15 protein-coding genes are annotated in these 20,105 nt (G+C 72.6%); 9 read left to right on the top strand and 6 right to left on the bottom strand.

The window, feature by feature from the left end:
* The first annotated feature begins 23 nt into the window (after window positions 1-23).
* On the top strand, window positions 24-1,205 hold the full coding sequence (locus ACFY2K_RS02725; RefSeq protein ID WP_375893030.1) for an anion permease: 1,182 nt from the start codon (window positions 24-26) through the stop codon (window positions 1,203-1,205).
* 26 nt (window positions 1,206-1,231) lie between these two features.
* Window positions 1,232-1,480, top strand: coding sequence for a hypothetical protein (locus tag ACFY2K_RS02720; protein ID WP_375893031.1), 249 nt, complete (start codon window positions 1,232-1,234; stop codon window positions 1,478-1,480).
* Between the two features lie 93 nt (window positions 1,481-1,573).
* On the opposite strand, the gene ACFY2K_RS02715 is transcribed toward ACFY2K_RS02720, so the two are convergent.
* A complete protein-coding gene (locus ACFY2K_RS02715) occupies window positions 1,574-3,130 on the bottom strand; it encodes an MDR family MFS transporter (protein ID WP_375893033.1) in 1,557 nt (518 codons plus the stop codon).
* A gap of 299 nt (window positions 3,131-3,429) precedes the next feature.
* On the opposite strand from ACFY2K_RS02715, the gene ACFY2K_RS02710 reads away from it, so the two are divergent.
* Window positions 3,430-4,479 (top strand): ABC transporter permease, encoded by a 1,050-nt coding sequence (locus ACFY2K_RS02710; RefSeq protein ID WP_387709305.1) that lies wholly within the window; start codon window positions 3,430-3,432, stop codon window positions 4,477-4,479.
* Between the two features lie 80 nt (window positions 4,480-4,559).
* Here ACFY2K_RS02710 and ACFY2K_RS02705 read toward each other — a convergent pair whose 3' ends face one another.
* The 4 genes from ACFY2K_RS02705 to ACFY2K_RS02690 form a co-directional block, all read right to left on the bottom strand.
* Window positions 4,560-5,774 (bottom strand): ROK family protein, encoded by a 1,215-nt coding sequence (locus ACFY2K_RS02705; protein ID WP_375893036.1) that lies wholly within the window; start codon window positions 5,772-5,774, stop codon window positions 4,560-4,562.
* Between the two features lie 180 nt (window positions 5,775-5,954).
* On the bottom strand, window positions 5,955-6,497 hold the full coding sequence (locus ACFY2K_RS02700) for a GtrA family protein (RefSeq protein ID WP_375893038.1): 543 nt from the start codon (window positions 6,495-6,497) through the stop codon (window positions 5,955-5,957).
* Window positions 6,498-6,562: 65 nt separating this feature from the next.
* Entirely contained in the window at window positions 6,563-8,959 is a 2,397-nt protein-coding gene (gene lon / locus ACFY2K_RS02695; RefSeq protein WP_387709303.1) for an endopeptidase La, read from the bottom strand.
* 166 nt (window positions 8,960-9,125) lie between these two features.
* Window positions 9,126-9,989, bottom strand: coding sequence for a rhomboid-like protein (locus ACFY2K_RS02690; protein WP_380595261.1), 864 nt, complete (start codon window positions 9,987-9,989; stop codon window positions 9,126-9,128).
* A gap of 565 nt (window positions 9,990-10,554) precedes the next feature.
* Here ACFY2K_RS02690 and ACFY2K_RS02685 point away from each other — a divergent pair.
* The 6 genes from ACFY2K_RS02685 (at window position 10,555) to ACFY2K_RS02660 (ending at window position 18,994) form a co-directional block, all read left to right on the top strand.
* Window positions 10,555-11,292 carry a response regulator transcription factor gene (locus ACFY2K_RS02685; protein ID WP_094742879.1) on the top strand — a complete coding sequence of 246 codons (738 nt, stop codon included), beginning with the start codon at window positions 10,555-10,557 and terminating at the stop codon, window positions 11,290-11,292.
* Window positions 11,293-11,372: 80 nt separating this feature from the next.
* Window positions 11,373-12,503: a sensor histidine kinase gene (locus tag ACFY2K_RS02680; protein WP_375897243.1), complete on the top strand. Its 1,131-nt coding sequence runs from the start codon at window positions 11,373-11,375 to the stop codon at window positions 12,501-12,503.
* A gap of 287 nt (window positions 12,504-12,790) precedes the next feature.
* Window positions 12,791-16,498, top strand: a complete 3,708-nt coding sequence (locus ACFY2K_RS02675) for a multifunctional oxoglutarate decarboxylase/oxoglutarate dehydrogenase thiamine pyrophosphate-binding subunit/dihydrolipoyllysine-residue succinyltransferase subunit (RefSeq protein WP_387709300.1) — start codon at window positions 12,791-12,793, stop codon at window positions 16,496-16,498.
* 110 nt (window positions 16,499-16,608) lie between these two features.
* Entirely contained in the window at window positions 16,609-16,791 is a 183-nt protein-coding gene (locus ACFY2K_RS02670) for a DUF6104 family protein (RefSeq protein WP_375896601.1), read from the top strand.
* Between the two features lie 195 nt (window positions 16,792-16,986).
* Window positions 16,987-17,910 (top strand): DUF4097 domain-containing protein, encoded by a 924-nt coding sequence (locus ACFY2K_RS02665; RefSeq protein WP_375896602.1) that lies wholly within the window; start codon window positions 16,987-16,989, stop codon window positions 17,908-17,910.
* Between the two features lies 1 nt (window position 17,911).
* Entirely contained in the window at window positions 17,912-18,994 is a 1,083-nt protein-coding gene (locus ACFY2K_RS02660; RefSeq protein ID WP_380644744.1) for a PadR family transcriptional regulator, read from the top strand.
* 57 nt (window positions 18,995-19,051) lie between these two features.
* Here ACFY2K_RS02660 and ACFY2K_RS02655 read toward each other — a convergent pair whose 3' ends face one another.
* Window positions 19,052-20,014: a zinc-binding dehydrogenase gene (locus tag ACFY2K_RS02655; RefSeq protein WP_387709297.1), complete on the bottom strand. Its 963-nt coding sequence runs from the start codon at window positions 20,012-20,014 to the stop codon at window positions 19,052-19,054.
* Window positions 20,015-20,105 lie beyond the last annotated feature (91 nt).

The following is a 20,105-nucleotide window of genomic DNA, read 5'->3' as shown; positions in this document are numbered from 1 at the left end:
ACAACTACGACGATTGTTTGGGTATGGAACACATCTCGTTCCTGGTAGCCGTTGTGATCATCACGGCGCTCGCCTTCGACTTCACCAACGGGTTCCACGACACCGCCAACGCGTCCGCCACCGCGATCGCGACCGGGGCCCTTCGTCCGAAGGTCGCGGTCACCATCGCGGCCCTGCTGAACTTCGCAGGCGCGTTCCTGTCGGTGAAGGTCGCCACCACCATCTCCGGTGGCATCGTCAACGAGAAGGCCGGCATCCACCCCGAGGTGATCTTCGCCGCCCTGGCGGGCGCGATCCTCTGGAACCTGCTGACCTGGCTGCGCGGCCTGCCGTCCAGCTCCTCGCACGCCCTGTACGGCGGCCTGATCGGCGCCACGATCGTCGGCGTCGGGATGAACGGCGTCAACTTCGACACCGTGATCACCAAGATCATCATCCCGGCGGTCGCCTCCCCCCTGGTCGCCGGCCTCGCCTCCTGGGGCGCCACCAAGCTGGCCTACGCGATCACCCGCAAGGGCAACGGCGCCGCGACCGACAAGGGCTTCAAGACCGGCCAGATCTTCTCCTCCTCGCTGATCTCGCTGGCGCACGGCACCAACGACGCCCAGAAGACGATGGGCATCATCACCCTGACCCTGGTCTCGGTCGGCGCCCTGCCGCACGGCGCGCTGCCCCCCACCTGGGTGATCGTCTCGGCGGGCGCCGCGATCGCGCTCGGCACCTACATGGGCGGCTGGCGGATCATCCGCTCGATGGGCAAGGGCCTGGCGGACATCAAGCCGCTGCAGGGCTTCGCCTCCGAGTCGGCCGTCTCCACCGTCATCCTGACCTCCTCGCACATGGGCTTCGGCCTCTCCACCACCCAGGTCTGCACCGGCGGCATCATGGGCGCCGGCCTCGGCGGCCCGAAGCCGGAGCTGCGCTGGAGCCTGGTCCGCCGCATGGTCTACACCTGGGGCCTGACCCTGCCGGCCGCCGGCCTGGTCGCCGGCGGGGCCGCCGCGCTGGCCCGCCAGGGCGCCTGGGGCGTCGCCCTGGTCGGTGCCGTGCTGGTGGCCGGTTCGGCCACGATGTGGATGATCTCCCGCCGCCAGCCGGTCGGCGCGGACAACGTCAACGACGTCCCCGAGGTCACCCCGGTCGAGGTCGCCACCACCCCGGCCACCGCCGCCCCCACCCCCGCCTCGACCACGGTCGCGGCCTGAGCGCCGTCGATCGAGGAGCCTTCACCATGCACATCAAGTGGAACGCCCTGGCCCAGACCGCCGGCATCAGCTTCGGCGTCACCGTCGCCGTGGTCGCCGTCTTCGCCCTCGGCATCCTGGCACTGTCCCGCCGGGAGGCCGCGCTGAGCTCCCGTGAGGCGGGCGGTCAGGCGGCCGGCGGCGGCAGGCCGGCCCTGCTGGCCGGCGCGTACGCCTGCTTCGCGCTCTGCGCCTGCGCCGTGGTCTACGGCCTGGTGCTGATCGCGGCGCCGTAAGGCGTCACGGCACCGAGCAACGCCGACGGGCCGGGGAGAGTCGAACTCTCCCCGGCCCGTCGGCGTTCGCGCCCGCGCGCTCCCCGTCCCCGGTCAGCTCTCCTGGGTGGTCCGCAGCGCGGTCTCCCGGATGAACAGCACGGTGACGAAGGCCAGCGCCGCGAAGGGCGCGGCCCACAGGAAGACCGTGCCGACGCCGTGGCCGAAGGCGTCGGTGACCAGCGGCAGGATCGGGGCCGGCAGCTTCGCCAGATCCGGGATGCCGCCGCCGGAGGCCGCGGCCCCGGCCGGGATGTGCGCCGCGGCGAGGTTCTCGGCCAGGTAGTGGCCGACCTTGTTGGACATCAGCGCGCCCAGCGCGGAGACGCCCATCGCGCCGCCCATGGTGCGGAAGAAGGTGACGACGGAGCTGGCCGCGCCGAGCTCGTGCCGGGGCACCGTGTTCTGCACCGCGAGCACCAGGTTCTGGCTGGTCAGGCCGAGGCCGATGCCGGTGAGCGCCATGTAGAGGGAGAGCAGCCCGTAGTCGGTGTCGGCCCGGGCGGTGCCGAGCAGGCCGAAGCCGATCGCGAGCAGCGCGGTGCCGGCGACCAGGTAGGCCTTCCACTTGCCGTACTTGGTGATCAGCCGGCCGGCCACCGCGGAGGAGACCGCCAGGCCGATGATCATCGGCAGCGTCATCAGGCCGGCCGTCGTCGGGGACTTGTCCCGGGCCAGCTGGAAGTACTGGCTGAGGAAGGTGGTCGCGCCGTACATCCCGACGCCGACCAGCACGCTCGCGATCGCGGCCAGGGTGACGGTGCGGTACTTGAACAGCGACGGCGGGATGACCGGCTCGGCGGCGCGGCGCTCGACCACGACGGCCAGCGCGGCCAGCAGCAGGCCGCCGCCGACCATGGCCGCGGTCTGCCAGGACAGCCACGGGTAGTTGGTGCCGGCCAGCGTGATCCAGATCATCAGCAGGCTGACGGCGCCGGTGATGACCAGCGCGCCCAGGTAGTCGATCTTCGCCGGGCGCTTGACCACCGGCAGCTTGAGGGTGCGCTGCACCACCAGGATCGCGGCCAGCGCGAACGGGATGCCGACGTAGAAGCACCAGCGCCAGCCGAGCCAGGAGGTGTCGACGATGACGCCGCCGATCAGCGGGCCGCCGATGGTGGCGAGGGCGAACACCGCGCCGAAGTAGCCGCTGTACCGGCCGCGCTCGCGCGGCGGGACCATCGCGGCCAGGCAGATCTGGCCGAGCGCGACGACGCCGCCGGCGCCGATGCCCTGGAGGGCGCGGCAGGCGATCAGTTCGCCGGTGTTCTGCGAGAGCCCGGCCAGCGCGGAGGTGGCGATGTAGATCAGCAGGGCGATCTGGAGCAGCAGCTTCTTGCTGGCCAGGTCGGAGAGCTTGCCCCAGATCGGGGTGGAGGCGGTCAGCGTGAGCAGGGCCGCGGTGATCACCCAGGTGTAGGCGGACTGGCCGCCGTGCAGGTCGGTGAGGATGTGCGGCAGGGCGTTGGAGACGACGGTCGACGAGAGCACGGCCACGAACAGGCCGAGCAGCAGGCCGGACAGCGCCTCCATCACCTGCCGGTGGGTCATCGGGCGGTCGTCGTCGACGGCGGCTGCGGCTCCGGTCGAGGCCTGGGCGGTCACGGTCATCTGGGTCCTTCGCGCGGGAAAATTCGTTGCCTTAAGCAACCATACGACCGATAGTTGAGTAAGGCAACCTTCTTCAAGTCCAAGTAAAGCCCCGCCCGACGTGAGAGTTCCGCCACTCCCCCGCGGCCCGTCGGGCCCCCGCCCCGACCCGACGCCCCGTCACCACCAGGCGTTCCTCGTCCGCCACGGCGTCGGCACCGCCCGGCGACCGTGGCCGAGAACCGGCGAGGGAGGTAGGACAAGCGAGTTAGTTCATGGTATTAAGTATCCGTTTTCCGCCGATACGCAAGGAGATGTGGATGACCGCCCCGGGGCAGGGATTCGTCGCCGAACTGAAGGGCGCGGTCACACCGCGTGCGGCACTGCTGGTGATCGGCGTGCTGCTGCTGCAGCTCGGGTTCATCACCTCGTACGTCGGGGCGCTGCACCACCCGGCCCCGCACAAGCTGTCGATCGCGGTGGTCGCCCCGCCGCAGGTCACGCCCAAGCTGGTCCAGGCCCTGGAGTCGGTGCCGGACGAGGCGGTCAAGCCGGTCACCGCGCCGGACGCCGAGACGGCGACCCAGCAGATCAAGGACCAGAAGATCTACGCCGCGCTGGTCGTGAACCCGACCGGCACCGAGGACACCCTGCTGACCGCCGGCGCCCGCGGCACCTCGGCCGCCAAGGCCGCCGAGAGCATCACCACCGCGCTGGACAAGTCCCAGGGCCGCACCGTCAAGGTCGAGGACGTCGTGCCGCTCGCCAAGGGCGACACCAACGGCCTGACCGCCTTCTACCTGGTCATCGGCTGGTGCGTCGGCGGCTACCTGGTCGCCTCCATCCTCGGCATCAGCGCCGGCTCCAAGCCGGCCAACCTCCACCGCCTGCTGATCCGCCTCGGCGTCCTCGCGCTGTACTCGGTCGGCGCCGGCCTCGGCGGCACGGTCATCGCCGGGCCGGTCCTGGACGCGATGCCCGGATCGATCCTGTCGCTGACCGCCATCGGCGCCCTGGTGGTGTTCACCGTCGGCGCCTTCACCATGGCCCTGCAGTGCCTGTTCGGCATCATCGGCATCGGCCTCGCGGTGCTGGTCTTCGTGGTGCTCGGCAACCCGAGCGCCGGCGGCGTCTACCCGGCCCCGATGATGCCGCCGTTCTGGCGGGCGATCGGCTCGCTGATCCCCAACGGCGCCGGCACCAGCGCCACCAAGTCGATCGCCTACTTCGGCTCCACCAACCTGGGCATGCCGATCCTGGTCCTGGTGGTCTGGGCGCTGGTCGGCATCGCCGTCGCCTTCCTGGCCGTCCTGCGCACCCCGCGCGAGGCCGGGCGCGAGCTCGACGCCGAGGCCCCCGCCGCGGCCTGAGCCGCCGCTCCCCCGCGTACCACCGGGCCCCTCGCCGCGATCGCGGCGAGGGGCCCGGTCCGCTCCTGCGGGTCCGTGCCTCAGCCGCCCGTGAGCGGCCCCGGGTCGGCGACGATCGCGCGCACCACGCCCACCGCCGCCCCCAGCAGCGGCCCGCGCCGGCCGAGCCGGGACACCGTCAGCCGGTCCTGCGCCCAGGGCCGGACCGTCACCCGGGCCGCCAGCTCGTGCCGCATCGCCGGCAGCAGCCAGGGCGCCAGCCGGGCGTAGCCGCCGCCCAGCACCACCTCGGCCGGGTCCAGCAGGTTGACCGCCCCGGCGGCGGCGATGCCGAGCGCGGCACCGGCCCCGGCCAGCGCCGCCCGGACCGGCTCGTCCCCGGCGCCGGCGCGTTCGGCGAGCAGCGTCACCCAGTCCCCGCGCACCCCGGCCAGCCCCGCCGCCCGCAGCACCGCCGCCTCGCCCGCGTACTGCTCCAGGCAGCCGTGCGACCCGCAGGCGCAGCGCCGCCCCTCCGGGTGGACGGGCACGTGGCCCAGCTCGCCCGCGTAGCCGCGCGCCCCGCGCAGCAGCCGGCCGCCGACCACCACGGCGGCGCCGACGCCGGCCTCGGCGGAGACGTAGAGGAAGTCCTCCGGGCCCTCGCCCAGCCAGCGTTCGGCCAGGCCGCCGAGGTTGGCCTCGTTGTCCGCGTCGACCGGCAGCTCGGCCAGGCCGTCGCCGACCACGCGCAGCGCCGGGCGCAGTTCGGCGGCCAGCGGGACGTCCTGCCAACCGAGGTTGGCGGCCCGCTGGAGCACCCCGCCGCTGCCGACCAGCCCGGGCACGGCCAGGGTCAGCCCGGCCGGGCGCAGGCCGGACTCGGCGACGGCCGAACGCACCAGCCGGGCCAGGTCGGCCATCACCGCGGCGGGTTCCCGGCCGTGGTTGGCGCTCTCCTCGCGCCGCCAGGCCCGGACCTCGCCGCGCAGGTCGACCACGCAGACGCCGAGGTGGCGGACCCCGATCTCGGCGCCGAGGCCGCCGGGCCCGAGCGGGTTGAGGCCGAGCGCGGTGCCGGGGCGGCCGACCTTGCCGCTGGGGGCGGCCGGGCCCTCCTCGACGACCAGGCCGGCCGAGATCAGCTGTTCGGCGAGCGAGGAGACCGCGGCCCTGGTCAGCCCGGTTCCGGCGGCCACCTCGGCGCGCGAGCGGGGGCCGCGCGCGATCAGGCCGAGCACCAGGGCCAGGTTGGCCCGGCGCATCCCCTGCTGACTGGCGGGCCCGGTCCGGACGCCGTCCGGCTCCCCGCGCATAACCTCACCTCACGGTCGTAGGGCGTGTCTTGTGGATCTTGTCGGATGGGCCGCGGCGTCGGGGTGCGTGCATCGCAAGGCGGAGGAGGGAGGCGATGCGGAGCATCGGGCGACCGACGACAACGCGGCGAGGTGCGTGCCCTGGCGTCGCGGACCCGGCAGGGATCCGCAAGACACGCCCTATGGCACATCCCGTGGCATCTCGGGTGCAGCGTAACCGGGTTCCGGCTCCGCGTGCGCCCGGGCGGCGGGGCTGGTGAAGACCCAGCGCCGCATCGCCCAGAAGCGGAACAGCATGGCGACGAAGGTGCCGACCACCATCCCGCTGAGGAAGTCGGCGACCTCCTGCTGGAACGGGTCGACGTACGGTTCGCGCAGGTCGAGGGCGTACCGGGAGAGCGCCAGCGGGATGTCGTTGACGCCGATCGCCACCGCGCTGACCAGGAAGAACAGCAGGGCCTCCGGTCGGCGCCCGTCCGTCCGGAAGGCCCAGCGGCGGTTGAGCACGTAGGAGACGACGGTGGCGATCACCGTCGCCACCGTCAGGGCCACCACCGGCTGGTGCTGCAGGACGGTGAACTTGAGCTCGACGTCGATCACCGTGGTGAGGACGAAGCAGCCGCTGCCGACCGTCAGGAACTTCACCAGCCGGCGGTGCCGCACCAGGAACGGCCGCAGCCGCGCCGGCACCCGGGCCAGGACGCGCTGCGTGGGGGACGGCATCTCCGCAGTGTGGCACGCGGCGGGGCCGGTCCGGCGGATCCGCCGGACCGGCCCCGCCGACCGCCTCAGGCCGCGGCGACCAGCACCCCGGCCGGCTCCAGGGCCAGCGCCAGCACCTCGCGCACGTCGGCCACCGGGTGGACGGTGAGCCGCTCCAGCACCTCGGCCGGGACGTCGTCCAGGTCGGCCTCGTTGCGCTTGGGGATGATCACCGTGGTGACGCCGGCCCGGTCGGCGGCGAGCAGCTTCTGCTTCACCCCGCCGATCGGCAGCACCCGCCCGGTCAGCGACACCTCGCCCGTCATCGCCACGTCGGTGCGCACCTTGCGGCCGGAGAGCAGCGAGGCCAGCGCCGTGGTCATGGTGATGCCGGCGCTCGGCCCGTCCTTGGGGACGGCCCCGGCCGGGACGTGCAGGTGCACGCCGCGGTCGCGCAGCGAGGTGACCGGCAGTTCCAGCTCGGCGCCGCGCGAGCGGAGGTAGGAGAGCGCGATGTGCGCGGACTCCTTCATCACGTCGCCCAGCTGCCCGGTCAGGGTCAGCCCGGTGCCGCCCGTCTCGGCGTCGGCCAGCGAGGCCTCGATGTAGAGGACGTCGCCGCCGGCGCCGGTGACGGCGAGGCCGGTGGCCACCCCGGGGACGGCGGTGCGCCGCTCGGCGGGTGCCTGGGCGGCCTCCGGCACGTGGTGCGGGCGGCCGATCAGGGCGGGCAGGTCCGCCGCGCCGACCGCGGCGGGCAGCTCGCGCTCGCCGAGCTCGGCCTGTGCGGCGATCTTGCGCAGCACCCGGGCGATCGAGCGCTCCAGGGTGCGCACGCCCGCCTCCCGGGTGTACTCCCCGGCGAGCCGGCGCAGCGCCTCCTCGTCCACGGCGACCTGTCCGTCGGCCAGGCCGGCCTTCTCCAGCTGGCGCGGGAGCAGGTGGTCGCGGGCGATGACGACCTTCTCGTCCTCGGTGTAGCCGTCCAGGCGGACCAGCTCCATCCGGTCGAGCAGCGGCTCGGGGATGGCCTCCAGCACGTTGGCGGTGGCGAGGAAGACCACGTCGGAGAGGTCGAGTTCGACCTCCAGGTAGTGGTCGCGGAAGGTGTGGTTCTGGGCCGGGTCCAGCACCTCCAGCAGGGCGGCGGACGGGTCGCCCCGGTAGTCGGAGCCGACCTTGTCGATCTCGTCGAGCAGGACGACCGGGTTCATCGATCCGGCCTCCTTGATCGCCCGCACCAGCCGGCCGGGCAGGGCTCCGACGTAGGTGCGCCGGTGGCCGCGGATCTCCGCCTCGTCCCGGACGCCGCCGAGCGCGACCCGGACGAAGGTACGGCCCATCGCGCGGGCCACGCTCTCGCCGAGCGAGGTCTTGCCGACGCCGGGCGGCCCGACCAGGGCGAGCACCGCGCCTCCTCGGCGGCCGCCGATCTGGCCGAGCCCCTGGTCGGTCCGGCGCTTGCGGACGGCCAGGTACTCGACGATCCGCTCCTTGACGTCGCCGAGGCCGGCGTGGTCGGCGTCGAGCACGGCGCGGGCGCCGGCGATGTCGTACGCGTCCTCGGTGCGCTCGTTCCAGGGCAGCTCCAGGACGGTGTCCAGCCAGGTGCGGATCCAGGAGCCCTCGGGCGACTGGTCGGAGGAGCGCTCCAGCTTGTCGACCTCCTTGAGCGCGGCCTCGCGGACCTTCCCGGGCAGGTCGGCGGCCTCGACCCGGGCGCGGTAGTCGCCCTCCTCGTCGGCCGGGTCGCCGTTCAGCTCGGCCAGCTCCTTGCGGACGGCCTCCAGCTGGCGGCGGAGCAGGAACTCCTTCTGCTGCTTGGCCACGCCCTCCTCGACGTCCTTGCGGATGGTGTCGTTGACCTCCTCCTCGGCGAGGTGGTCGCGCAGCAGGGTGAGCGCGTACTCCAGGCGGGCGACCTGGTCGGCCTCCAGCAGCACCTTGAGCTTCTGCTCGGCGGTGGCGAAGGGCGCGTAGCCGATGTTGTCGGCGAGCTCGCCGACGCCCTCGATCTGCGCCACCCGGTCGACGATCTGCCAGGCGCCGCGCTTGCGCAGCCACTGGGTGGACAGCGCCTTGTACTCCTTGACCAGCTCGGCGGCCCGCCCGGCCACCGGCGTGCCGACCGAGGACTCCTTGAACGGTGTGGTCTCCACCCAGAGGGCGGCGCCGGGGCCGGTGGTGCCGACCCCGATCCGGACCCGGCGCACGGCGCGCACCAGCGCCGCCGGGTCGCCGTCGGCCAGCCGGCCGACCTGTTCCACGGTGGCCAGCGTGCCGGCCGCCGCGTACGAGCCGTCCACCCGCGGGACCAGCAGGACCTGGGGCTTGCCGGAGCCGGTGGCCGCGGCACGGGCGGCCTCGACCGCGGCGCGCACCTCGGTGTCCTTGAGGTCCAGCGGGACGACCATGCCCGGGAGCACGACCTCGTCGTCGAGGGGCAGCACGGGCAGGGTGAGCGGTGTGGACGTCGATGCCATGATCTCTCCCCGGTCAGTGAACTTGAGTCGACCTGACTAAGGATTCGCGGGCGCCGGTTGTTCCCCGCACCTTGTTCGCTGTGAGCGAACAGGGCCGTCACCGGAACGGCCGGGGGGAGGCCTCGTCAAAAGGGAGCGGAAAGAACGGCCCAAGAGGGCCCCGGCGTCAGCGCGCGGTGGACGGCCGGCGCCCGGCCCGCACCGCCCCGGCGGCCGGGGGGACGATCGAGGGGACGACCGCGGAGAGCACGGAGGAGAGCACCGAGGAGGCGGACGGGGAAGCGGCGGAGCCGGCCGCCCGCACCCGGGCCGGGCGCAGCCGCGGCCCGGGCGGGCGCCGCTCGATCCGGCCCAGCCAGCGCCACAGCGCCATCCCGGTGAGCAGCGCGGCCGGGTGCCCCACCGCCGTGACCAGGTCCTTCTGGGTGGCGATCTGCTGGGCGAGCATCAGCCCGACGCCGGCCAGCGCCACCGCCCGCGCGCGCGGCGGCAGCGCCCCGGCGGCCGCGCCCAGGCAGGCGAGCACGCCGTAGCTGACGCCGATGTCCAGCTGGTCCATCGCCGCCGGGGCCAGCCGCCCGGTCTCCACCGCGGTGATCACCACGCCCTGGGAGAGCAGGGTGGCCGCCACGTGCCCGGCGGCGAACACCGCCGCCGCCCGGGCCGGGCCGACCCGGCGCTCCAGCGGGGCCAGGGTGAAGGCGAAACCCCACAGGTAGGGCAGCCACGATCCCCCGGCCACCCAGAAACCACTCAGCAACAGGGCGCGCAGCGGGTGCTGGAGCAGGTTGTGGCCGTCCGAGCTGGAGGCTTCCTGCAAACGCTGGACGAGTTCCGGATCGGCGATCCCGGCGAAGGTCGAGGTGACGCCGACGACCGCGAGATATCCGATCGTGAACGGGGTCCGCCGAGGTGTCGGCACGCGTTCCAGCAGCCATTCGACGGGACCGCCGCGCAACCGGGCCGGGAGCATTCCGTACGGCGCCCCCGAAGGCGCGCGCCCGCCGGCACCCCACCGCAGTCCAGCCATGACGCCTCCGCTCCCACACCCGCAGCCGCACGGCGCCCGGAGGGCGCCCGACGCCCCGGCGCGGAGGCCGGATTCCGCCCTGCGGGGCGTTGTCGCGGCCACGCTACGTCGAGGTTCTGAGAGGCACCTGAGAAAAGCCCGTGAAGACCGTCGACGACGGGACCGGCCGGATTCCCGACATTGGTCCAGACCTTCTCCCGATTAACGCGTCAGTAGGGCCTCTGACCGGCGACTTGGCGTCAACTGGACTGCATACGTACCGTTACGCAGTGAAAATTCGCCGGGTAAGGTATCGGCCCGTGCCCACTCCTTCGGTGGGCCCGAGGGCGGCCGGACAGCCGGCCCAGCGGGCCGGAAACGTCCGGTCCGCCTGCCGGGAGGCATCCGCTGTCCGTACGCTGCGAAGTGCGTGGGAGGAGTGGGCGGAAGACCATCCGTCCTCCACTCCCCGGTGCACGAACGGGACGGCGGACCCGGCACAGTCCACGACGGAACAAGACTACGAGCGGAGCCCCGCCATCCCCACAGGTGGCCGGCCCGCAGCCCTGGGGGCGGTGGCGTGACCGTGACAGAAATTCAGCAGGACAACCCCAACACCGGCGGCACTGTGAGCAGCCAGCGCAGAGTGCTGGTGGTGGAGGACGAACCCACGATCGCCGAGTCGATCGCGGCGCGACTGGGCGCCGAGGGGTTCAAGGTCGCCGTGGCCCACGACGGCCCCGGCGCGGTGGACGGCTTCCACACCTGGCAGCCGGACCTGGTGGTCCTGGACATCATGCTGCCCGGCTTCGACGGGCTGGAGGTGTGCCGCCGGATCCAGGCCCAACGCCCGGTGCCGGTACTGATGCTGACCGCCCGCGACGACGAGACGGACCTGCTGGTCGGCCTCGGCGTCGGTGCCGACGACTACATGACCAAGCCGTTCTCCATGCGCGAACTGGCCGCCCGGGTCAACGTGCTGCTGCGCCGCGTCGAGCGCGCCCAGCAGGCGGCCCGCACGCCCGCGCTCGGCAGCCTTCGCTTCGGCGAACTGGAGATCGACCACGTGCAGCGCCGGGTCCGACTCGCCTCGGGCGACGTCCACCTGACGCCGACCGAGTTCGACCTGCTGGCCTGCCTGGCCGCCCAGCCGCGCGCGGTGCTCACCCGCGAGCAGCTGCTGGCCGAGGTCTGGGACTGGACCGACGCGTCCGGCACCCGGACCGTGGACAGCCACGTGAAGGCGCTGCGCCGCAAGATCGGCGCCAGCTGGATCCGCACCGTCCACGGCGTCGGATACGCGCTGGAGGCCCCGCTCTCCTGACGGGGGCTCCGGGCGACGGGCCACCGGGGGGCCCGTGTCCCGGCACCGCCGTGACAACACGCGGGGATCACAGGGGAGCAATGACCTTTCCACAGCAACGCAACGGGGACGCCGACGGCGCGCGCCCGCAGACCCTGGCCGCCCGTGCGGCCAGCCGGGTCTGGGCCGACATCCGTCCGCTCGACCCGGTCCGCTCCATCAAGGGCAAGCTCGCCCTGCTGGTGATCGTCTCCGTGTTCCTGGCCACCGGGATGGTGGTCGTGGCGATCCGGTCCGAGACCCAGATCCGGATCATCATGGTCTTCTCCATGATCGCCTCGCTGCTGTTCATGCAGTTCCTCGCGCACGGGCTCACCGCCCCGCTGCGCGAGATGACGGACGCCGCCCGCGCGATGGCCTCCGGCGACTACAGCCGCCGGGTCGAGGTGAACTCGCGCGACGAGATCGGCGAGCTGGCCGCCGCCTTCAACGGCATGGCCGCCGACCTCCAGGCCGCCGACCGGCACCGCCGCGAACTCGTCGCCAACGTCTCGCACGAGCTGCGCACGCCGATCGCCGCGCTGCGCGCCGTGCTGGAGAACGTGGTGGACGGCGTCGTCCAGCCCAATCCGGCGACCCTGGGGGCGGCCCTGGAGCAGACCGAGCGGCTCGGCCGCCTGGTCACCCACCTGCTGGACCTCTCCAAGATCGACGACGGCGTGGTCGACCTGGACGCCCGCCCGTTCGAGGTGCGCGAGTTCCTGGACGGCGTGCTGCGCGGGGTCACCGTGGACGGCGCGACGGCCGGCGGGGCCTTCTCCCGGCGCGGTGACGTCCGGCTCGCCCTGGAGGTCAGCCCGGTCGGCCTGACCGCCGTGGCGGACCCGGAACGCCTCCACCAGGTGGTCGCCAACCTGGTCGACAACGCCTGCAAGCACTCCCCGCCCGGCGGCACCGTGACGGTGCGCGCCCGGCCCGACGGCGAGGACGGCGGCCTGCTCCTGGAGGTCCAGGACGAGGGCCCCGGCATCCCGCCGGCGGACCGCGGCCGGGTCTTCGAGCGGTTCAGCCGCAGCGGCACCGCGACGGCCTCCGGGCCGGGCTCGGACGGCGGCACCGGGCTGGGCCTGGCGATCGCCCGCTGGGCGGTGGACCTGCACGGCGGACGGATCGCCGTCGCCGAGTCGCCGAGCGGCTGCCGGATCGAGGTCCGGCTGCCCGGGCAGTCCTGAGCCGGTCGGGACATTTGTCACAGATCCGGCACAGACGCATACGAAGATCGTCGACGGATGAACCTGGGCTTTTGTCCGCTTTCGCCCCGATTTATGGGGTGATCGGGCCCGATCGGTTCCCCGCAGATACGGCTTTCTAACGCACTTTTTCAGCCAATCTGCAGGTCAGGACTGTGATCTGGGCGACGCCTGGGGCCCGGGGACTGCGCGATCACTGGTCAGGGGCGTAGCCTTAATCCCCGCTGTCCAAACATCCCAAAAGGAAGCGGAAGAGGGCGGTTGCCGCCGTGTCGCCACAGTCCCCTGAAACCCCCAACAGCTCGGCAAGCTCCACTGGCTTCGGCCCCAATGAGTGGCTCGTCGATGAGATCTACCAGCAGTACCTCCAGGACCCGAACTCGGTCGACCGAGCCTGGTGGGACTTTTTCGCCGACTACAAGCCCGGTACCGAGGTGACCCCAGTGACCCAGGCCGCGACCCAGGCCGGCCCCACGCCGACCCCTGCCGCTGCCCCCGCGCCCGCCGCTGCTGCTGCGCCGGCTGCGCCCGCCGCCCCGCTCGCCGCCGCGCCCGCCGCGCCCCCGGCCCCCAAGGCCGCCGCTCCGGCCGCGCCCGCCGCCACCGCCGCGGCCGGCCCCGAGCTGGTGCAGCTGCGCGGCCCGGCCAAGGCCGTCGCCACCAACATGGACGCCTCGCTGGAGGTGCCGACCGCGACCTCGGTCCGCGCCGTCCCGGCGAAGCTGTTGATCGACAACCGCATCGTCATCAACAACCACCTGCAGCGCGCCCGCGGTGGCAAGGTCTCCTTCACCCACCTGATCGGTTACGCCCTGGTCCAGGCCATCAAGGCCGCCCCGGGCATGAACCACAGCTACAAGGTGGAGGACGGCAAGGCCTTCCTGGTCAAGCCGGAGCACGTCAACCTCGGCCTGGCGATCGACCTGGTCAAGCCGAACGGCGACCGCCAGCTCGTCGTCGCGGCCATCAAGAAGGCCGAGACCCTCGACTTCTTCGGCTTCTGGCAGGCCTACGAGGACATCGTCCGCCGGGCCCGCGCCAACAAGCTGACCATGGACGACTTCACCGGCGTCACGGTCTCGCTGACCAACCCCGGCGGCATCGGCACCGTGCACTCCGTGCCGCGCCTGATGCAGAACCAGGGCACCATCGTCGGTGTCGGCGCCATGGAGTACCCGGCCGAGTTCCAGGGCTCCGCCCCGGAGACCCTGTCCCGCCTGGGCGTCTCCAAGATCATGACGCTGACCTCGACCTACGACCACCGCGTCATCCAGGGCGCGGCGTCCGGCGAGTTCCTGCGCGAGATCCACCGCCTGCTGCTCGGTGAGAACGGCTTCTACGACGAGATCTTCGAGTCGCTGCGGATCCCGTACGAGCCGGTCCGCTGGGCCACCGACGTCGCCACCACCCACGACGACGAGGTCAACAAGACCGCGCGCGTCATGGAGCTGATCCACTCCTACCGGGTCCGCGGTCACCTGATGGCCGACACCGACCCGCTGGAGTACAAGCAGCGCAAGCACCCCGACCTCGACGTCACCACCCACGGCCTCACCCTGTGGGACCTGGAGCGCGAGTTCGCGGTCGGCGGCTTCGGCGGCCAGAAGATGATGAAGCTCCGCGACATCCTCGGCCTGCTGCGCAACACCTACTGCCGCACCGTCGGCATCGAGTACATGCACATCCAGGACCCGAAGCAGCGCAAGTGGCTGCAGGAGCGCCTGGAGAAGCCGTACTCGAAGCCGGAGCGCGAGGAGCAGCTGCGGATCCTGCGCCGGCTGAACTCGGCGGAGGCCTTCGAGACCTTCCTGCAGACCAAGTACGTCGGCCAGAAGCGCTTCTCGCTGGAGGGCGGTGAGTCGCTGATCGCCATGCTGGACGCGACCATCGACGCCGCCGCCGAGCACCGCCTGGACGAGGCCGTCATCGGCATGGCCCACCGCGGCCGCCTGAACGTGCTGGCCAACATCGTCGGCAAGCCGTACGGCAAGATCTTCGGCGAGTTCGAGGGCAACCTCGACCCGAAGTCGATGCACGGCTCCGGCGACGTCAAGTACCACCTGGGCGCCGAGGGCACCTTCACCGGCCTGGACGGCGAGACCATCAAGGTCTCGCTCGCCGCGAACCCCTCCCACCTGGAGGCCGTGGACCCGGTCGTCGAGGGCATCGCCCGCGCCAAGCAGGACATCCTGGACCAGGGCGGCACCACCTTCCCGGTGCTGCCGATCCAGATCCACGGCGACGCGGCCTTCGCCGGCCAGGGCGTCGTCGCGGAGACCCTGAACATGTCGCAGCTGCGCGGCTACCGCACCGGCGGCACCGTGCACGTCGTGGTGAACAACCAGGTCGGCTTCACCGCCGCCCCGGCGTCCTCGCGCTCCTCGATGTACTGCACCGACGTGGCCCGCATGATCGAGGCCCCGATCTTCCACGTGAACGGCGACGACCCGGAGGCCGTGGTCCGCGTCGCGCGGCTCGCCTTCGAGTTCCGCCAGGCGTTCCACAAGGACGTCGTGATCGACCTCATCTGCTACCGCCGCCGCGGTCACAACGAGGCCGACAACCCGTCGTTCACCCAGCCGCTGATGTACGACCTGATCGACAAGAAGCGCTCGGTGCGCAAGCTGTACACCGAGGGCCTGATCGGTCGCGGCGACATCACCATGGAAGAGGCGGAGCAGGCGCTCCAGGACTTCCAGGGCCAGCTGGAGAAGGTCTTCGCCGAGGTCCGCGACGCCGCCCAGGCGCCCGCCCCGACCTCCGGCGGCAAGCCGCAGGCCGACTTCCCGGTCAACATCCAGACCGGCATCTCCCAGGAGATGGTCAAGCGGATCGCCGCCTCGCAGGTCAACCTGCCGGACTGGCTGACCGTCCACCCGCGCCTGCTGCCGCAGCTGCAGCGCCGCGCCGCCTCGGTCGAGGACAACACCATCGACTGGGCGATGGGCGAGACCCTCGCCATCGGCTCGCTGCTCATGGAGGGCCACCCGGTCCGCCTGGCCGGCCAGGACAGCCGCCGCGGCACCTTCGGCCAGCGGCACGCCGTGCTGATCGACCGCAAGACCGGCGAGGACTACACCCCGCTGCAGTACCTCACCGAGGACCAGGCCCGCTACACCGTCTACGACAGCCTGCTGTCGGAGTACGCGGCCATGGGCTTCGAGTACGGCTACTCGCTGACCCGCCCGAACTCGCTGGTCATGTGGGAGGCGCAGTTCGGCGACTTCGTCAACGGCGCGCAGACCATGGTGGACGAGTACATCGCCTCCGCCGAGCAGAAGTGGGGCCAGCACTCCGGCGTCACCCTGCTGCTGCCGCACGGCTACGAGGGCCAGGGACCGGACCACTCGTCCGCCCGCCCGGAGCGTTTCCTGCAGATGTGCGCGCAGGACAACATGACGGTCGCGATGCCCACCCTGCCGTCGAACTACTTCCACCTGCTGCGCTGGCAGGCGCACAACCCGCACCACAAGCCGCTGGTCGTCTTCACCCCGAAGTCGATGCTGCGTCTCAAGGCCGCGGCGAGTGCGACCGAGGAGTTCCTGTCCGGCTCGTTCCGCCCGGTCATCGGCGACACCACCGTCGACCCGGCACAGGTCCGCAAGGTGGTCATCACCGCCGGCAAGTTCTACTACGACGTGGCGGCCGCCCGTGCCGAGCGCGGGGTCACCGACACCGCGATCGTCCGGGTCGAGCGGCTCTACCCGCTGCCGGTGGCCGAGCTCCAGGAGGAGCTGGCCCGCTACGGCGACAACGTCCAGTTCGTCTGGGCGCAGGAGGAGCCGGCCAACCAGGGTGCCTGGCCGTTCATCGCGATGAACCTGGTCGACCACCTCCAGGTCGTCATCGGCCGCAGCGGCGGCGACGCCCGCCTGCGCCGGGTGGCCCGCACCGCGGCCTCGTCGCCGGCGGTCGGCTCCGCCAAGCGGCACGCGGCCGAGCAGCAGGCGCTGCTCGAGGAGATCTTCGCGCTCTGACGCGCGCAGGCTCCGCAGTACCACCGACGCCCGCGGCCCCGCCCCCCGACACCAGGGGGGCGGGGCCGCGGGCGTACCGCCCGGCGTGATTCGAGAGAGAGGACCTGACCGTGTACTTCACCGACCGAGGCATCGAGGAGCTGGCGAGCCGGCGCGGCGAGGAGGAGGTCACCTTCGAGTGGCTCGCCGAGCGCCTGCGCGAGTTCGTCGACCTCAACCCGGACTTCGAGATCCCGGTCGAGCGGCTGGCCACCTGGCTGGCCCGGCTCGACGACGAGGACGACGACGAGTGAGCCCCGGCGGCCGCTCGTGAGAGGGCCCGGGAGGCGCACCGCCTTCCGGGCCCTCGCACGTCTCCCGTAGGGGACGGCTCCGGGATGCTTCCGGGCCGGGTTCAGGGGTGGAACCGCTTGCTTTTCCCGGCACGCGATATATCGTCTTTGGAAGAGAACGCGATACATCGCGATCCGCTACGGGAGGCGGCAGAGATGAGCCAGTGGACGATCGAGGAGCCGGGCAGGACCACGTTCGAGGACGCCGTCCGCGCGCTGCACGTGCGCGTCATCGACGGCACGGTGAACGTGGTCGCGGCCGAGGGCCCGGCCCGCCTGGAGGTCACCGACCTCACCGGCGACCCGCTGCACCTGACGCTGGTCGACGGCGTCCTGACCGTCACCTACAAGGACATCAACAGCTGGGGCGAGTTCGGCACCTGGATCAAGTCGGTCGGCTCGGTCCGCAGCTTCTTCGACTCCTTCAAGCGCAAGCGCTCGGTCGGCGTCACCCTGACCGTGCCGGCCGGCACCGAGGTCAAGGTCGGCACCGTGTCGGCCCACGCCACCGTGAGCGGCATCGACGGCCACGTCTCGGTGCAGAGCGCCAGCGGCGACACCACCCTGGCCGGGGTCACCGGCCGGATCGACGCGAGCACCGTCACCGGCGACGTGGACGCCCAGGCGGTCGGCGGCCAGCTCAAGGTCAACACCGTCTCCGGTCAGCTCACCGTGATCGCCGGCACCGCCGACCGGGTCCAGGCCAACACCGTCACCGGCGCAGTCACCCTGGACCTCGACGTGGCCGGCGAGACCGACGTCAAGGTCAACACCGTCAGCGGCCCGGTCGTGGTCCGGATCCCCTCGCTGGCCGACGCCACCGTCGAGGCCGGCTCCACCAGCGGCGACGTCTCCAGCACCTTCGACGAGCTCACGATGAGCAGCACCTGGGGCGCCAAGAAGATCACCGGCCAGATCGGCGAGGGCCGCGGCAGCCTCAACGTCACCACCGTCTCCGGCGCCGTCACCGTCCTGCGCCGCCCCGAGTCGGAGGACGACGCCCCCGTGGTGGTCCGGGAGCTCCCGGCCGGCCCCGCCTCCGACGCGCCCACCGGCCCCGACCTCACCAAGGAGGCCTGAGATGAGCCCCGTCTTCGGCCACGGCCGGCTCCGGCTCTACCTGCTCAAGCTGCTGGACGAAGCCCCGCGGCACGGCTACGAGGTGATCCGCCTGCTGGAGGAGCGCTTCCAGGGCCTGTACGCGCCGTCCGCCGGCACGGTCTACCCGCGGCTGGCGAAGCTGGAGCAGGAGGGCCTGGTCAGCCACAGCACCGAGGGCGGCCGCAAGGTCTACCAGCTGACCGACGCCGGGCGCGCCGAACTCGAAGCCCGGCAGGTCGAGTTGGACGAGCTGGAGCTGGAGATCCACGACTCGGTGGCGCAGCTCGCCGGGGCGATCCGGGAGGACGTCCGGGACAGCGCCAAGGACCTGCGCGAGGAGCTCTGGCAGGCCGCCAAGCAGGCTCCCCGGCCGGACCGCACCGAGACCGGCGGCGACCCGTGGGCCGGGCCCTGGGGCGACAACGACTCCTGGCAGCGCGCCAAGGAGGAGTTCGCCCAGTTCAAGCGGCAGGCCAAGGAGCAGGCCAAGCGCGCCCGGGAGCAGGAGCGGGCCGCCAAGGCCAAGGCGAAGGCCGCCGAGGAGGAGGCCCGCCGGCTGCGCGAGCAGGCCAAGGCCTCCCGCACCGCCGCCCAGCAGGAGGCGCTGCGGATCAAGCGCCGGGTCGAGCAGCAGGTGCGCGAGCACGCCGCCAAGGGCGACTGGCCGACCGGGCTGGCCGAGGGCCTGTCCGAGCTGACCAAGGGCCTGGCCGGGCTGGCCGACGCGGCCCGCTGGGGCCACCCGACCGGCGAGGGCGCCGGGACGGCCGAGGGCGCCGGGTCCTCCGAGCGGGTCACCGTCACCCGGATCGACCTGGACAAGGGCTCGAACGAGGACTCGGGCAGGAGCCAGGACGGACCGACCGCCACCGCCGACCTGCCGCCGTGGGCGCGCACCGATCCGGACGGCGACCCCGCCCGCGAACTGGAGCGGCTGCTCGACCGCTTCCGCGACCAGGTCCGCGACGCGGCCCGGGACGGCGGGGTGAGCGCCGACGCGCTGGCCGAGGCCCGCTCGGTGCTGGGCACCGCCGGCGAACGGTTGAAGCGGCTGCTCGGCTGACCCGGCCGCCCGCGCGGGCCCGGCGCCCCCTGGTCGGGGGTGCCGGGCCGCCGCGCGTCAGGGGTTGAGCACGATCTTGCCGAAGACGTCACCCTTGGCGAGCCGGGCGAAGCCGTCCCGGGCCTCGGCCAGCGGCAGCACCGAGTCGATCACCGGACGGACCCCGGTGGTGGCGCACAGGGACAGCAGCCCGGCCAGCTCCTCCTTGGTGCCCATGGTCGAACCGACCACCTTGAGCTCCAGGAAGAAGATCCGGTTCAGCTCGGCGGCCTTCGGGCTGGGGCCGGAGGTGGCACCCGAGATGACGATGCTGCCGCCCGGGCGCAGCGACTTCACCGAGTGCGACCAGGTCGCGGCGCCGACCGTCTCCATCACCGCGTCCACCCGGGCGGGCAGCCGGGCGCCGCTCTCGAAGGCCGCGTCCGCGCCGAGCCCGACCGCCCGCTCGCGCTTGGCCTCGTCCCGGCCGGTGACCCACACCCGCAGGCCGGCCGCCTTGCCGAGCACGATCAGTGCGGTCGCCACCCCGCCGCCGGCCCCCTGCACCAGCACCGTGTCACCGGGCTTGACCCCGGCGTTGGTGAACAGCATCCGGTACGCCGTCAGCCAGGCCGTGGGCAGGCAGGCGGCCTCCTCGAAGCTCAGCTCGGCCGGCTTGGGCAGCAGGTTCCAGGTGGGCACGGCCACCCGCTGGGCGAAGGTGCCCTGGTAACGCTCGGTCAGGATGGACCGGGGCTCCGTCGGGCCCACCCCGTGACCGGACTGGCCGATCACCGAGTGGACGACCACCTCGTTGCCGTCCTCGTCGACGCCCGCGGCGTCGCAGCCGAGGATCATCGGCAGCTTCTCGGCGGGCAGGCCGACGCCGCGCAGGGACCACAGGTCGTGGTGGTTGAGACTGGCGGCCCGGACCGTGACCACGCTCCACCCGGGACGGGCCTGCGGCTCGGGGAGTTCGCCCAACTCCAGCCCGCTGAGCGGGTCGTCGGCGTCGATACGGGCGGCATAGGCAGCAAACATGCCCCGGACACTAGCCGGGACGGCCGGGGCCGGGAACCACACGTGGGTGTGACGCGTGTCCCGGCTGTCGCTCCCCCGCTCGCCTCCGGGG

The sequence above is a fragment of the Kitasatospora sp. NPDC001309 genome, assembly GCF_042896295.1.
In the GTDB taxonomy this organism is placed as follows: Bacteria; Actinomycetota; Actinomycetes; order Streptomycetales; family Streptomycetaceae; genus Kitasatospora.
Note: the sequence above shows the minus strand (reverse complement) of the source record. Positions and strands in the feature narration are given on the sequence as shown.